At 62.1% G+C, this 14,827-nt stretch carries 15 protein-coding genes and 1 tRNA gene; 6 read left to right on the top strand and 10 right to left on the bottom strand.

The genetic code is table 11. The features are described 5' to 3' along the window. Window positions 1–70: 70 nt before the first annotated feature. Window positions 71–160: transfer RNA gene (locus ABR948_RS00300), tRNA-Ser, on the top strand. 29 nt (window positions 161–189) lie between these two features. On the opposite strand, the gene ABR948_RS00295 is transcribed toward ABR948_RS00300, so the two are convergent. Then, window positions 190–918, bottom strand: a complete 729-nt coding sequence (locus ABR948_RS00295; protein ID WP_428113086.1) for a phosphoribosyltransferase — start codon at window positions 916–918, stop codon at window positions 190–192. Window positions 919–1,178: 260 nt separating this feature from the next. Here ABR948_RS00295 and ABR948_RS00290 point away from each other — a divergent pair, with 260 nt between their 5' ends. Next, entirely contained in the window at window positions 1,179–1,652 is a 474-nt protein-coding gene (locus ABR948_RS00290; protein WP_428113083.1) for a RidA family protein, read from the top strand. Window positions 1,653–1,730: 78 nt separating this feature from the next. On the opposite strand, the gene ABR948_RS00285 is transcribed toward ABR948_RS00290, so the two are convergent. From ABR948_RS00285 to ABR948_RS00250, 8 genes are all read right to left on the bottom strand, one after another. Then, window positions 1,731–1,859: a hypothetical protein gene (locus ABR948_RS00285; protein WP_428113081.1), complete on the bottom strand. Its 129-nt coding sequence runs from the start codon at window positions 1,857–1,859 to the stop codon at window positions 1,731–1,733. A 267-nt stretch (window positions 1,860–2,126) separates the two neighbouring features. Beyond that, on the bottom strand, window positions 2,127–3,233 hold the full coding sequence (locus tag ABR948_RS00280; RefSeq protein WP_428113080.1) for a hypothetical protein: 1,107 nt from the start codon (window positions 3,231–3,233) through the stop codon (window positions 2,127–2,129). A gap of 257 nt (window positions 3,234–3,490) precedes the next feature. After that, window positions 3,491–4,249 (bottom strand): ABC transporter ATP-binding protein, encoded by a 759-nt coding sequence (locus ABR948_RS00275; RefSeq protein WP_428113077.1) that lies wholly within the window; start codon window positions 4,247–4,249, stop codon window positions 3,491–3,493. Then, a complete protein-coding gene (locus ABR948_RS00270; RefSeq protein ID WP_428113076.1) occupies window positions 4,230–6,029 on the bottom strand; it encodes a branched-chain amino acid ABC transporter ATP-binding protein/permease in 1,800 nt (599 codons plus the stop codon). The genes ABR948_RS00275 and ABR948_RS00270 overlap by 20 nt, the downstream gene beginning before the upstream one ends. Next, window positions 6,029–6,886: a branched-chain amino acid ABC transporter permease gene (locus ABR948_RS00265; RefSeq protein ID WP_428113075.1), complete on the bottom strand. Its 858-nt coding sequence runs from the start codon at window positions 6,884–6,886 to the stop codon at window positions 6,029–6,031. Before ABR948_RS00265 ends, ABR948_RS00270 begins: the two co-directional genes overlap by 1 nt. Before the next feature lie 21 nt (window positions 6,887–6,907). Continuing rightward, on the bottom strand, window positions 6,908–8,104 hold the full coding sequence (locus ABR948_RS00260; protein ID WP_428113072.1) for an ABC transporter substrate-binding protein: 1,197 nt from the start codon (window positions 8,102–8,104) through the stop codon (window positions 6,908–6,910). A 154-nt stretch (window positions 8,105–8,258) separates the two neighbouring features. After that, the gene (locus ABR948_RS00255) at window positions 8,259–9,341 is read right to left on the bottom strand and encodes a mandelate racemase/muconate lactonizing enzyme family protein (RefSeq protein WP_428113070.1); all 1,083 of its coding nucleotides are present in this window, start codon (window positions 9,339–9,341) and stop codon (window positions 8,259–8,261) included. Beyond that, window positions 9,338–10,465, bottom strand: coding sequence for a mandelate racemase/muconate lactonizing enzyme family protein (locus ABR948_RS00250; RefSeq protein WP_428113068.1), 1,128 nt, complete (start codon window positions 10,463–10,465; stop codon window positions 9,338–9,340). Before ABR948_RS00250 ends, ABR948_RS00255 begins: the two co-directional genes overlap by 4 nt. Before the next feature lie 353 nt (window positions 10,466–10,818). On the opposite strand from ABR948_RS00250, the gene ABR948_RS00245 reads away from it, so the two are divergent. From ABR948_RS00245 to ABR948_RS00230, 4 genes are all read left to right on the top strand, one after another. Next, window positions 10,819–11,574, top strand: coding sequence for a F0F1 ATP synthase subunit A (locus tag ABR948_RS00245; RefSeq protein ID WP_428113066.1), 756 nt, complete (start codon window positions 10,819–10,821; stop codon window positions 11,572–11,574). Between the two features lie 109 nt (window positions 11,575–11,683). Beyond that, entirely contained in the window at window positions 11,684–12,124 is a 441-nt protein-coding gene (locus ABR948_RS00240) for a GFA family protein (protein WP_428113065.1), read from the top strand. A 74-nt stretch (window positions 12,125–12,198) separates the two neighbouring features. Further along, window positions 12,199–13,032 carry a hypothetical protein gene (locus ABR948_RS00235; protein WP_428113063.1) on the top strand — a complete coding sequence of 278 codons (834 nt, stop codon included), beginning with the start codon at window positions 12,199–12,201 and terminating at the stop codon, window positions 13,030–13,032. Between the two features lie 104 nt (window positions 13,033–13,136). After that, window positions 13,137–13,445 (top strand): hypothetical protein, encoded by a 309-nt coding sequence (locus ABR948_RS00230; RefSeq protein ID WP_428113061.1) that lies wholly within the window; start codon window positions 13,137–13,139, stop codon window positions 13,443–13,445. Window positions 13,446–13,566: 121 nt separating this feature from the next. On the opposite strand, the gene ABR948_RS00225 is transcribed toward ABR948_RS00230, so the two are convergent. Then, window positions 13,567–14,823: an Hsp70 family protein gene (locus ABR948_RS00225; RefSeq protein WP_428113059.1), complete on the bottom strand. Its 1,257-nt coding sequence runs from the start codon at window positions 14,821–14,823 to the stop codon at window positions 13,567–13,569. Window positions 14,824–14,827 lie beyond the last annotated feature (4 nt).

Raw genomic sequence — 14,827 nt, 5'->3', positions numbered from 1 at the left:
GGGGAAATAACCGCGGTTGCTTCCGCGGTCACTTGCAAAAGTCCTCCCGCCCCTTCAAGAGAGGGCATCCGGAGAGATGGCCGAGTGGCTTAAGGCGCACGCTTGGAAAGCGTGTGTGCGGGAAACCGTACCGTGGGTTCGAATCCCACTCTCTCCGCCACCGATCTCGACAATTGGTGACCGCCAAGTTCAGGGAATAGCGGGCTGCGTCTCGGTGAGGGGTATCCAGCCGGCGTCGCTGCGCTGGAATAGAGGGCAGCCATATACCGCGCGGACTGCAAGCGGCATGGAGAGCGCCGCGGCCGGCGCCTCCCAGCGATTGGTTTGCTTCATGGCGACGATCATGCCGGCAATTTCGGCGCCGACCTTCTGCAACAGACGCACAGCAGCGACGGCGGTCGCGCCGGTTGAGATGGCATCATCGACCAGCGCCACCCGTCGGCCTTCGATCAGGGGCAGCAGGTTCGGGTCCAGCCGCAATTGCTTGCCGGCCTGCGGGCTGGTGATCGAGGTGACCGGCTCCGACAGTGCATCATCATACCAGAATTTGCGCGAATACCCGAGCGGGACATAGCGCGACTGTCCGAGCCGTTCGGCCACCAGCGAGGCAAAGGCCAGGCCGAGGGTCGGCAGTCCGACAATGATCTGGGCATCGAGTGCGCGCGCCTGTGTGGCCATATGGTCTGCCAGAACAGCAACCACGATGTTTGAGGCCTGGTTGGCAATGAGGGAGGCGACGGCGCGATTGCCATCGGGCAATCGGCGCAGCGGCAGAACGAGGATGCGGCCGCAGGGCAGACTCACGGGATAGCCGAAGCGATACGGCGGCGTCGCCGGGAAACGCGTGGGGACCTCCGGCGTCAGGTCCTGCCAATAGCCGGTTGTAGGCTCGGTGTAAGTGTCATTCGCGGTCATCATGCTGGTGCCACATGGGTAGGAGTCGCTGAAGTTCCGTCATAAGGCCCGCGGCGCATTCGCCAATCAAGGTGCAGAAGCGTCATGTGCGGACAATGACGGGGTAATCGGTCCACTCCCGTTTCGCATCGCGCCGGTCGGGCGTCTAGATGGGGGGGTATCCGCAGCGCGTTGGATCACGCCAGAACCGCCCCGCACGGCTTCGTTTTTGCATGCGTCTGGAAGAACGGCTGCCGCAGCTTGAATAAAACAGGAGGTCTGCGTTGAAGAAGGTAATACTATTGATGGTCGCGTTGCTGTGGCTTCATCCGGTAGCGGCGGAGCCGCTTCCGCTCTCTTCTGCCGGGGTCAAGACGCTGGCGCCGGACGGCGCGATCAAGCCGACAGGCCCATGGAATCTCGGTACGCGCGCGGGCGACTTCGTCTTCATCGCTGGAATGCGCGGTATCGATCCGAAAACGAACCTGCAGATCCAGGGTGACGAGGCGCGTATCCGTCAGGCTTTCCTCAATATGAAGCTGATCGCCGAATCCGAAGGCGCAACGCTGCGGGATGCGGTGCGCCTCGTCGTCTATGTCACGGACATGTATCGCTTCCGGCCGTTCGTGAACAAGGTCCAGGAAGAGCTGTGGGGCGCCGGTCCCTATCCGCCGCGCACCATCATCGAGGTTCATCGGCTGAATGGAGACGATATCTGCGAGGTCGAAGGCACCTTCTATGCGCCGAGCAGGAAATAAACCGCACGATGACGGCCACAATGATCCGATGCCGTGATTGCGGCAGAGACCGCAACCCGAATCCCGCGCGTTAATACGTCAGAACACAATGCCGACGAAGCCCGCGATCGCCAACACCAGAGCCGTCGTAATGACGGACAGCCAGATCATCACGAATTCCAGTCGGTCCTGATCGCCGCGCTTATCGTTGCTGAGTGGCGTGGGCATCGAGATGCCTCCTCATGAAAGAGTCCCGGCGCCTATTAGCATCTACGGTTGCCGACGAATGTGAAGCGTTTCACATCTCTCCTGAGTGTGAAGTGATGCGATGGGCCGGGTATGGCCCCGGCGCGGGTTCCGGACGTTAGCGGCACGCTCGTCGGGACTGCCGTTGGCTATGCGGACGGGACAGGCGACATGTGGTGGCGTCAGTGCCGCTACCGGGCGCCGCTTCAGGCCCGCGAAATCATCCGCAGAGAAGTCCGTTTATCAATATCAGGGCGCTTTGCAATCAGAATAGAAAGTGCCGTTTGTCGAAACTATCCGTTCGATACATTGCTTCGGATCGACGGGTTTGCCTTCAACGCTGAAATCATATGCCTGGGTCTTCAGCACCAGCGCGTAGCGACCAGGGGTTAATTCCAAGGCGGGATCATCGCCATGGAGCTCAACCATTTCAGGATTGTCACTGACGGGGGACAATCGAAAGGGAAATGAGATATTTCGCATCACCCACGCGTCTTCCTCCGGCTTCTTGTTGATGACGCCTGCCGAAAATTCGCGCGCGATCTTGGCGACGATTCGAACCTCGGCGCTGTCTGCGATGCCCGATGCGAGGTCATGGCGGAAGACAATAAATCTCGGATGTCCATTCGGAAGGATCGAGCGGCTGGCTGTCGTGATCGCGGCAGAGACCGCGACCCGAATGTCAGGAGGTCGGCCTGGCAACGGGTTTAGTCCGATCAGCGCACCGTTGCTGACGGCATAGACGCCATAATCCGTCGGCCGCAACGGCGCAGGTTTTGCTGGAAGCGGAGCCGACGCAGGAATGTTGCCCGCCTGTAAGGGCGCGATCCGATCTGCAATGGTTGCAATGGTGGTATTCTCGGGCTTCGGCGCAATACGAGCCAACGACAGCAGGCGCTCCCGCTGCTGAACAGCCACCAATATGGCAACGATAATCGCGATCATCACGGCTGTTCGCCGCAGACGGGACCATAGCGTGTTCGAATGCGAGCTTGGCCCGACCGGAGCAATCAACTCGGGATAAAAACGGTCACCTGCGGTCGAAGCGTCCCGAGGACCGCTGAGCTGCGGGCGGCGTGCCGGGGCAGGAATGTCAGCGTTCTGCTCCTTGAAGGCTTCAACGCCACGGATGGCTGTTTCCAAGGCCTGCCGCGTTCGCTCTTTTTCCTTGTCGGTCACGTCTGGAAGCTGTTCTTGCAGCTTATAACGAGCCAGTTCGTAGATCGCCTGCCGCGTATCTTCGGGGTTATCCTTCAGCGAGTCGATCATGCGGGCAACGACCAGTGCGAACTCGACCTCAAGCGAGGCCTGTTCCGGCCTGTCCCGATCGCTGGGTATGAGGTCGCCCGAAGTCATCCGGTTTGCTGCGTCCTGGTCGCGGTTCAGTCACGGTTGAAGTTACAGGCTAGACGAAATTCGGCCTGCCGAGCAACTTTGAGGCGTTCAACGACGTCAATCCGGTGCCGGACCGCAGACGTACGCGTGGTGCCAAGCTGGTTCCCTGTACCCGTACGGTCACGAGAATGAAAGGTTGGATCCCAGTTCCCCTCCCTCCGCGAGCTTGTCCAGGACAGGGTGGTCTCCCGGCCGGCAATGAGGGCCGCCGCATCGGCTCATGGTTGCGCTGGTTGAGCCAGGGCAGATACCTCATGTCCGAAATAGGCGCGTTCGAGCCGTTGCGGCAGATTTGCTTCGGCGGTCGAGGCCTGCAGCACGACATGCCCCTGCACCAGCGCGTAAACGCGATCGGCGGCGGCGAGCGCCTTTCCCAGTAATTGCTCGACCAGCACGATGGCGGTGCCTCGCGCCCGCAACTGGTCGATGACGCTGATGACGCGATCGACCAGCACCGGCGACAGGCCGGCCGAGGGTTCATCGAGCATCAACAGACGCGGGCGGCGCACCAGACCCTGCGCCACCGTCAACATCTGCTGTTGGCCGCCCGAGAGCGCGCCGCCGAACTGGTGGCGCTTCTCGGCGATCTCCGGAAAAAACGACAACGCTTCCTCGACCCGCGCCGCACGCTCGCGGCGCGCCAGGTCGTAGCCCGCCAGCAAGAGATTGTCGGTGACGGAAATCTGGGTGAACACCCGATGGCCTTCGATCACATGCACGAGACCGGCGCGCGCGGCTTCGCGCGGCGAGGCGTTCGTGATGTCGCGGCCGCCGAAGCGCACCTGTCCGGCATTGACCGGCAGCAATCCCGACACCGCGCGCAGCATCGTGGTCTTGCCGGCGCCGTTGGGACCGAGCAGCGCCACAACTTCGCCCGGGGATACCTCGAAATCGATCCCATGCAAGACGCGGATCTTGCCGTACCCCGACTGGAGCCCGGCGACGGATAGCAGCGGTTCAGCCGCCGAGGTAAGCACGGACCACCTCCTTGTGGACGCGAATTTCGGCGGGCGTGCCAGCGGCCAGCGTACGGCCGAGATTGAGCACGGTGACCTGATCGCAGATGTCGAAAATCAGGTCGGCATGATGCTCCACCAGCAACACGCCGGTGCCGCGTCCGCTGATGGCCTTGATCAGCGCGGCCAGGCGTTCGATTTCGTCGCTGGAGAGACCGGCGGCGGGCTCATCCAGCAGCAGGAAATCCGGCTCCAGCATCAAGGCCCGCGCAATCTCGATAAAACGAAGTTCGCTGTGCTGCAGGCGGTCGGCGCGAACGTCGGCCAGCATTTCAAGCCCGACGACGCCAAGCAGGGCGCGGGCCTTGGCAGCGAGCCGGCGCTCATCGCGCCGGTGCCGTGGCAGCGCCAGCAGCGCTTCCACGAACGTCGCCTGCCCCTCAATGGTGCCGCCGATCATGACGTTTTCCAGCACCGAGGCCGCGCCAATCACGCGTGGTGTCTGGAAAGTGCGGGCGATGCCGAGGGTGGCGCGTAGCGCCGGCGCGCCCGGCCGCAAGATGTCGCCTCCCAATGTCATCGTTCCGGCCTTGCTGGCGTAGTAACCCGAGATCACGTTCAGCGTCGTGGTCTTGCCGCTGCCATTGGGGCCGATCAGGCCATGGATCTGTCCGGGCTCGACGTCGAGATCGAGGCCATCGATGGCGCGCACATTGCCGAAACTCAGCGCGATACCGCGCAGACTTAGCGTCCTGCCGCTGATGCCGGTGCGCATGACAGCGTCGAGTGCGGTGGGACGCGGCACGATGGCGCGGTTGCGGGCAAGCGGACGGCGGTTGCGAAAATCCAGCAATGCGGCGATGCCGCCGGGCATCGCCAGCACGATCACCAGCAGCAGCACCGCGTAGAGAAAGGTCGACCACGCTGCCAGCGGCGCAGCTATCTCGGGCAGGATGGTCAGGATGATGGTCCCGAGCATCGGGCCCAGGATCGAGCCGCGTCCGCCGATCAGGATCGCAATGAAGAACAGGATCGACAGGTCGAAAGTAAAGGCATCCGGCGTGATGTAGGTCTGCAGGCTCGCGAACAATCCGCCCGCGATCGCCGCCAGTGCGCCCGCGAGCAGAAAGATCGAGATCAGCATCCGCGGTTTGGAAATGCCGGTGGCCTCGGCAGCGACCTCGGCGTCGCGTACTGCGATCAGGGCGCGGCCGAACCGGCTGTGCGCGACGTTAGCGCTGATCCAGGTGCTGACCGCGGCAAATCCGATGCAGAGATAGTAATAGCCCCATGCGGTGTTGAAGGGCGCGGGAAATTCCGGTCCGACGATGCCGATGCCGCCACCGGTGACGCTCTGCCAGGCCAGCGCAATCTGGGTGACGATGGTGGCGAAGCCGAGCGTCGACATCGCGAAATAGAATGTGCGCAACCGCAAGGCCGGCAGACCTACGATCACGCCGAACACGGCGCCGACACAGCCCGCGACCGGCAATGCCGCGAATACCGGCACCGGCGGCAGGACATTGCCGGCGACGAGCACGCTGGTGACGTAGGCGCCGAGCGTCAGCAGCGCGACATAGCCGATGGCGAGATGCCCGGCGAAGCCGACGACAAGATTGAGACCGGAGACCAGCACCCAATAAATGGCCGCCCGGGTGCCGATCAGCGCCCAGTAGTCGTTGCTGACGAATGGTAAAATCATCGCGATCGCAAGGATGCCGAGAAACGGCGCCAGCTGCGGCAGCAGCGCGCGAAAGACTGGTGTCTCGCGGCGTTCGGGGGTTGCGGTGAGCGCGGTCATCACACCCTCCGCGCGGTGGCCGCGCCGAACAGGCCTTGCGGCGCTGCCAACAGAACGACGATGAACAGCGTGAACACCGCCACCGAAGAGAAGATGCCGCCGACCAGGAAATTGGCGGCCTGCTGGAACAGGCCGAGCGCGAGGCCGCCGATCACGGCGCCGCGGTTATTGCCGAGGCCGCCGAGTGCCACCGGAACAAAACCGTAGAAATTCAGCAGCGCGCCATTGGCGAAGAACGCCAGCAGCAACTCGCCGCCGGAAAATCCGGCAACGCCGCCGATGATCCCGGCGAGCGCGTAGCTGGCGACGCGCAGGTTGCGCTCGGGCAGGCCAAGCGCGCGCGCGGCGAAATTGTCCTCCGCGATCGCCAGGAACGCGCGGCCGACCAGCGTGCGCCGATAGAGATATTCGAGACCGATAATGGTGAGCGCGCAGGCTGCCACCGGCAGCCAGAACTTTTCATCCCAGACGCCGCTGCCCCATCCGATCAGGCGCGGAAATGGCTGCGGCTCGGTGCCCCATTTGATCGCCGTCACCTGCTGGATCATCAACGCCAGCGCCAGCGTGGAGAGCACATAGAGATGCTGGTCGAGGTTTTTCAGAACCGGCCGCACCGCGACGAATTCGGTGATCACTCCGATGATCGCACACCCAAGCAGCGTCAGCAGCAATCCGGCCGCTATCGGCAGGCCGAGTTTCAGCGTGAACATCGAGCCGAACACGCCGCCGAGCATCGCGAGCTGGCCGGCGGTGAAGCTCATCACCCGCGAGGTCGAGAACATGGTGTTGTAGGTGACGCCGACCAGCGCGTAGATCGCGCCTGCCGCCAGGCCGGATGCGAGAATAGAGGCGAGCATCGGTCGTGCTCTCCGCCGCCGCTACGTGTACCCCGGCGCCAGCGCAAAGGTCCCGTTCCTGGCGGTAGAGGCCTCCGACATGACGATCTCGTCGGTCAAATAGCCGTTGTGCTGGGTCGGCGTGAAGGTGTAGTTGCCGAAATAGCCCGGATATTTCGACAGCGTATTCCAGTATTTGATGATGGCCTCGCTGTCGGTGGATCCGCTCTCCGCGACAGCCCTGGCAATCAGCTCGATCGCATCGATGCCGCCCGCGACCCACCATAGCAGAGTATCGTTGATCGCGACGTTGGCTTTGAGAAGACGGGCAACGAGATCCTCGCTCTTGGCCGGCAGCTTGCCGGCGGCATCGTAACTGCAGCTCTTGTAGCCGATGGCGTAGACTTTTTTCCAGTTGGCGGGCTTCTCGACCAGGCCGGCGAGTTCGCCTGATGACATCGACGGATGTCCGACGAACGAAACGTCCCAGTTCATCGCCGCGCGGGTGTTGAACATTCGCGCTTCCATGCCGGTTGAGACACTCCAGACCACGATAACTTCGGCGCCGGCGTTTTTGGCGCGCAGCATGTCCGGGGTCATGTCGGGCTGGGTTGAATCGATGTTGGCCTGATAGACCACATCGGCGCCGTCCTTCCTGAACGCCGCCACCGACGCACCGACCGCGGTCACGCCATACCCCGTGGTGTCGCCGATCACGGCAACCTTCTTCGCCTTGAGGATATTGAGGCAATAATTGCGAACGGCGTCGTCCCATTGACTGTTTGAGGGCGCCATCCGGAACGCATTCGGGAATTTCGTGGTGTCGATCAGGCTCTCGACGACACAGGGATGGATGTCCGGCATCCTGGCGCGCGCCATGATCGGCGTGGTGGCAAGCGCCTCGCCCGAATTGAGCGGTCCCCAGATCGCGTGGACCTTGACCTGGCTGATCAGTTCCTGGGTGGCGTTCACCGCCTTGGTCGGGTCGCCCTGGGTGTCGCGCACAACGATCTCGATCTTGCGGCCCTTGACGCCGCCGGCGGCGTTGAGGGCATCCGCAGCGAAGTTGACCCCGCGGTTGAAACCGATGGTCGGCGCCGAGCTCGGCCCGGTCATGGCGGCGAGGCAGCCGATCTTGATCGGTTCCGACTGGGCGATGGCGGGTTTTGGGAATGGGAGTGTCGCGGCGCCAAGTGCGCCCACGCTGCCTGACAAAACGTCACGACGAGAAATGCGCATGAAAGCCTCCGTTTGTTTCCCCTGCCGGCGCCCGTCGTTGCTGCGGGCGTCCGTCTTGTCGTTCCGGCTTATGACCGGCTGATAGTCTGAACGGCCAAATGTGAACTTGAGCGGGACGCAATGTCCATAGTGCGGGCGGAAAATATCCGGCGAATTATCGGTTCAGATGCCGGACGTAGTCGTGATTGAAGGTGAAGCCCCAGCCGGGTCGTTCCGGAACCATGGCGTTGCCGTCCTTGAACGCCAGTTCTTCGTGATAGAGTTTGGAGAACCACGGCATGTATTCAAGATAGACGGCGTTGGTGAGCGCGCCGAGCACCTGGATGCTGGTCTCAGGAAATAGATGGCTGGATACCGGCACGTCGTGGCTTTCCGCCATGTGGCCGACGCGCATGAATTCGCTGACGCCGCCGACGCGCTGCAGATCCGGCATCAGGATATCGGCGGAGCGCAATTCCAGCATGCGGCGGAAGCCGTAACGGGTGTATTCGGTCTCGCCGCTGGCGATGGGCGTGTCGAGCGCCGCGGATACGCGCGCAAGACCCTCGAGATCCCATGCCGGCAGAGGCTCCTCGAACCATGTCAGGGCGAACGGCTCGAGCATGCGGCCAAGCCGGATCGCCTGCGCTTCGTTCAGGCCCTGATTGGCGTCAGCCATCAATTTGATATCGGGGCCGATCGCATCGCGTACCGCCTTCACGCGCATGATGTCGGTGTTCGGGTCGGGCGAACCGAGCCGCATCTTCATCGCCTTGAAACCCTGTGCGATGAAGCGTTCGGCTTCGGCCACGAGTTCGCCGGTCGATGACGACAGCCACAGCCCGCCGCTCTGATAGGCCGGCACAGCCGTCTTTGCGCCACCCAGCAATCGATACAGCGGAAGGCCGCTGGCCTTGCCGAGCACATCCCAGAGCGCGCCGTCGAGCGCGGATATGCCGACCACCGGCACGCCCTTGTGGCCGAGGAAATTGATATCCTTCCATGCGCGCGCCCAGAAATCCGCGATATGGCCGGCGTCGCGTCCGACCACCAGGTCGGCAAGTTCATCGACCATCTGGCGCAGCACCTTGGTGCGGCGGCCATTGAGCGTGAAGATGAGGTTCTCGCCGGTGATGCCGGCATCGGTCCTGACCGAGACAAGAATGCAGCCGAAACTGTGGATCTGGCCCAGTGCGCTTCCGATCGGACCGGCGAGGGGCACCAGTACCGGAAGGGTTTCAACAGCGGTGACTTTCATGGCTTCGACCTCCGTTCGGTACGCGTCGACGCGCCCCTGGTATAACGTTTGAGAACATTGGGATCGGGATCGCAGCCAAGGCCCGGGCGATCCGGGATCCGCACTTTCCCCTCAATAGCGCGGACCCAGGGGTCGAATGGATTGGCTTCCATCTCGAGCCAGAGAACTTCGATCATCGGCTTCTCGACCAAAGCCGCCGCGATATGAATCGTGGCGACGAAGCCGGGTCCGAAATAGGGGCTGTGCGGCATTACCTCGATGCCATGCGCCTGACACAAATGAATCACCCTGACCATCTCGCCGACGCCGCCGATCTTGGTGACGCTCGGCTGGGCGATGTCGATGGCGCCAGCCTCGATCAGTGACTTGAAGCCGAACACGCCGGCGACGTTTTCCCCGGCGGCGATCGGGATGCCGCAATCGCGCACGCTGGCCAGCCCGTGAACGTCCTCGGGGGGCCAGACCGGCTCCTCGAGCCAGAGCAGTCCGTCTTCAAGGAGGGCTGCGGCCATCTCGCGGGCCACCGGCGGCGACCAGGCGCAATTCACATCGAGCATGATGCGCGCGCTGCCGGCGCCGGATGCATCCCGGGCCGCGCGCACGGCGTTGCGGGTGGTTTCGTGCAGCTTGATATGCCGATAGCCCTGCGCGCAGGCCGCGGCTGTATTCTTGGCGACGAGGGCCTCATCGCCATAGTGGAGGAGGCTGGCATAGGCCGGCAAGTCCCCGGTCCGGCCGCCACCCAAGAGACGCCACAGCGGTTGCCCGGCACGCTTGCCGAGCAGATCCCACAATGCGATCTCGACACCGGAGAAGGCGTAGACGAACGGCCCGTTGCGCCCGAGCAGATGAGTGCCGTGCAAAATGGCGCGGGTGAGGGCGTTGATGTCGCCCGCGTCACGTCCGATCAGCAGCGGCGCAATGATGGTGTCGAGGGCCGCCTTGGTCGCGGGAATAGCGGTGTGCCCGAAGGCTTCGCCCCAACCGACCAGATTGTCGTCGGTCTCGACCTTCACCACGAGAATGTCGAGATGGTCCCAGGGCCGGCCCGCGAACAATGGATGCGGGCCGCCCATGTCGAAGGGAAGCGAGACAACGAAGCTTTCGATCGCGGTGATAAGCATGAAAACCCTGCGAAAAGAGATGGATCGGATACCGTCGCCGCTTGCTTCAAGTTTTGCAACTGTTCCGGGAAAAAATCGCCGGGGCTCTCACCGCAATGCTGCACCCGCTATCGTCGATCAGATACTCTCTCAGCGAGGGATGCTTCGCAAATAGATGTCGGCTCAGCGCGGACATCGCCTGCATGAAAGCCGAGGTCTCCTTTTTGACCCTAACCGGAAGTCATCCGCTAACGAGCGTTGCCGCGCGAAGATGCAGAGGTGGCCTTCCCCAAGAAAGATCTTCAACCAAGGATTGTTTTTCCCGAGCCTGGGTATAAGCTTCGGTTTCGCGAAACCTGGAGGCCGAGAGACGAATGGCCGTCGATCCAATTGATCAATTCCAGATCACCAAGCTCTTCACAATCGGTCACATTGGCGGACAGGAAATCGCATTCACCAATTCGTCGGCTTATATGTTCGCTTCAGTGGCGGTCATTTCGCTGCTGATGATCGGCGGCTCCGCCCGACGGCAGCTTGTTCCGGGGCGTTTTCAATCGCTGGCTGAACTCAGTTACGAATTCGTTGTGAGCATGATCAGGAGCAGGATCGGCCCGGAAGGCATGAAATTCTTTCCGCTGGTATTCTCGCTGTTCATGTTCATCTGCGTTTCGAACCTGATCGGGCTCATTCCCTACGCTTTCACGGTTTCAAGCCACATCATCGTCACCGGAGCGCTGGCGCTGTTGGTGTTCTTCATCGTGCTTTTCTACGGCCTCTACAAGAACGGCCTGAAATTCTTCAAGCTGTTCGTGCCGTCGGGTGTCCCCATCGGCATTCTGCCGCTCGTGGTGCTGATCGAAATCCTTGCGTTCTTCTTCGTGAAGCCGGTTTCGCATTCGCTACGACTTTTCGCCAATATGCTGGCGGGCCACATCGCGCTGAAGGTGTTCGCGAGCTTTGTCGGTATGCTCGGTACTCTCGGCTTGATTGGCTGGCTTGCTGCGATCTTCCCACTTGGCTTGACCGTCGCGCTAACCGCGCTCGAACTGTTGATCGCGTTCCTGCAGGCCTATGTCTTCGCCATCCTCGCCTGCATCTACCTCAACGATGCTGTCCATCCGGGCCATTGACGGCTGACCTCTTTAGCTCCTGATAAACCGCGCCGCGGAGCTTCGTGTGCTTGTTCTTGATCGAGTGCTTGGCCTGTGACGGAGCAGTCAACCGAAGGTGTAATATCACATGGAAGACAGCGCGCTGTTCGGCAGTTGCCTCTGTGGTTCTGTTCGCTACGAAATCACCGCTCCCCTTGAAAACGCCGAATACTGCCATTGCTCAATGTGTCGCAAGGCGCACGGTGCAGCGTTCTCTGCGAATTCGACCGTCCCCACTAACAAACTCACCATATCGTCTGGCGCGGATTTCATATCGGAGTACGAATCGTCGCCCAAACGCCGAAAGTGCTTTTGCTCTAACTGCGGTTCACAGCTGTTCATCCGGCGCCTCGACAAGCCCGAATCTACGGTCGTCACCCTCGGTACGCTTGACGGCGACCCGCACGCGCGGCCCGAGCGCCACGTCTTCGTGGCGTCGAAAGCGCCTTGGTACGGGATCGCGGACGCACTACCTCAGTTCAAAATTTATCCGGGTTGCGAGCCGACTGACGACGCGTCTTCCGTGTGACGGTCCTCAGCATCAGACGGTCACCTATCGTCACATCGCCGGCGTCATGCAGGCGACTACATTGATAGACTCAATTGGCTACCGGTCGAACTTCTAATGTCGCCTGTTGGCACGAACCGGATCATCACTGGATAAACCGGTTGCAACTGCTATCGTGTCGACTGAACCCGCTCCAGGTGCTTCCATTTATGCGCATCATCCTCGGTTTCCTGTCCGGCGTTATTGGACTGCTCGCCGGCTGGTTCGGGCTCGCCGCCCTCGTGCTTGGCCTCGCGGGGCCGGACCGCGATGGCGGTATCGCCATGGGAGCATTTTTCAACATCGGGCCGATCGGCGGCGTAGTCGGCTTCGTCGTCGGCGTGCTGCTGTTCGCCAAGATAGGCATCGTCTCCCAAGGTCCATCGTCCCCCGATGCGGAGCGGTCCGACGCCGCACCGGCTCCCGCGCGGACGCGGGTATCGTCCACTTTTGCCGTCGCGGTTCTGGCGCTCGCGGGAGGCCTCGCCTGGTGGGCCTGGTACGAATTGATCCGTTCGCCCTATCTCACGCACGGCTTCATGACACTCGAACTGCAATTTCGACTTCCGCCCGGAATGGCTTTGCCGCCAAACGCGACGGATGTGCACATCGAGGTGGAGGAGGGGCAGCAACATGCTTACGTCATGCTCGGCGAATCGTGGCACGGAACGGATGGCGATCACCGCGTGATCCTCGTCAGCACGACGCTCATGAGGAAGACGAGCCGAAGGGTCGTAACCCTGGAGTTTCCCGGTATTCCTGAGCAGACCTGGCAGCTGGATCTGCCCAGCGATCCCGATCCCACATCAGGCTATTTGCCCTGGCGATTTCCGAGCAGCACCTCGGCCCCGAAGATCGAGATGAACTTCCGCCTCAGCGCTGATCGTTGACCTGTCCTTGTCGTCCCGCGTTGATATCCGACTTGCGGCTGCGCTAAGAATAGCCAAAATCATGGCCGAGACAAAAGCATCAGCGTCGTGACGGAGAGACATTCATGAGGTCTGCATGGACGATCCTGACCGTCGCGTTGTGTCTGTATTCAGTCTCGGCTCGCGCCGCGCCGGAAACCCCGATCGACGAAGCTGAAGTGGCCCCCGCAGACCCCAATCCTTCCAGCGATGCCTGCGCCAGCGCTGCGGCCATCATTATTGCTCCGCAGGTTTTTCTGGAGGGGGACGATAAAAACCTTCCGGAATGGATCAAGGTCTGCAACGCGCACCCGGATAGAAGCCTGTGCAGAGAGACCATCAAGATCATCAGCGAAAATCAGAAACAGGTTCCGCCCGGGTTGACGTGTGAATGAGACAAAGGCTGCCGCTGTCGGCGCATGATTGCATTGGGAACCGGAAAACTGAACCGGACGATGCCTGGTCCATCCCTGGCGGGCCGGCGCGTGTTCCAGCAAAGACGTCGCCGTGCCGATCTCAGTCCCTCGGCCCATAGCGTCGGAGCGCCTCAAGGGTGAGGCCCTTGCCGACCGCCCCGAACGTATCGCCTTCGACGATGCGGGCCGACGGCACCGCCTTTGTGATCGCCTTGCGGACATGGGCGAGCCTCACCGAACCGCCGGTCAGGAACACCGCGTCGATGTCTTCAGCGGATAGTCGCGCCTGCGCAAGGCAGACCTTGATCCGGGTCGCGATGCGCTCGGCCAATTGCCGGGTGTGGCTGACAAGATCGGGGCGGCTGATCGCGGCATTGAGGCCCGGCGCGACCCATTCCAGCGGAATGTCGGCCTTGCGCGTCTCGGACAGGGCAATCTTGGCTTCCTCGACCTCCATCGCCAGCGTATGGCCGCGCTGTTCGTCGACCACACGCACCAGCCGATCGAGCAGGGCCGGCTCACTGGCTTCCTGCCGAACCTGACGGATATCCGCGATCACGCGCGGTTCGTACATGCGGTTGATGTTCGACCAGGTCGCGAGGTCGTGAAAATAATACGATGGCACATCGAGTCCGGCCCGCTTCATGGGACTGCCGAAGCCGAACAGCGGCATGATGACGCCGAGACTGAGCTGGCGGTCGAAATCGGTGCCGCCGATGCGCACGCCGTCATTGGCGAGGATGTCCGCAGCACGATCGGCGCTGCGGTGGCGCTGCGGCCCCAGACGCACAATCGAAAAATCCGAAGTGCCGCCGCCGATATCGGCGATCAATGCGACTTCCTCGGTCGAGATCTGGCGCTCATAGTCGAGCGCCGCCGCGATCGGCTCGAACTGGAAAGTGACCTCATCGAAGCCGATCTCGCGCGCAATCTCCCGCAGGGTTTGCTCCGCGTTGCGGTCGGCTTCCGGCGAGTCATCGACGAAATGCACCGGCCGGCCATGCACCACATCGCGCAGTTCCCGGCCGGTGGCCTGTTCGGCGCGCCGTTTCACCGCGCCGAGGTAATAGGCAATCACATCGCGAAAACTGGTGCGCTCGCGTCCAAGCCGGGTGGTCTCGTCGATCAGCGAGGTACCAAGCACCGATTTCAGACTGCGCATCAGGCGGCCGGGCGCGCCCTCGACATAGGCTTCGATCGCCCTGCGGCCAATCAGCACGGCGCCGTCCACTTCGTAGAAGATGGCGCTGGGAATCGTGGTCTGGCCGATTTCCAGCGCGGCCAGAACCGGCACGCGGCCTTCGATGGTGCCGAGCGTCGTGTTCGACGTTCCAAAATCAAGTCCGCAGATTGACATGAGT

Origin of the sequence: Bradyrhizobium sp., from assembly GCF_050014615.1 — a bacterium.
In the GTDB taxonomy this organism is placed as follows: domain Bacteria; phylum Pseudomonadota; class Alphaproteobacteria; order Rhizobiales; family Xanthobacteraceae; genus Bradyrhizobium.
Note: the sequence above shows the minus strand (reverse complement) of the source record. Positions and strands in the feature narration are given on the sequence as shown.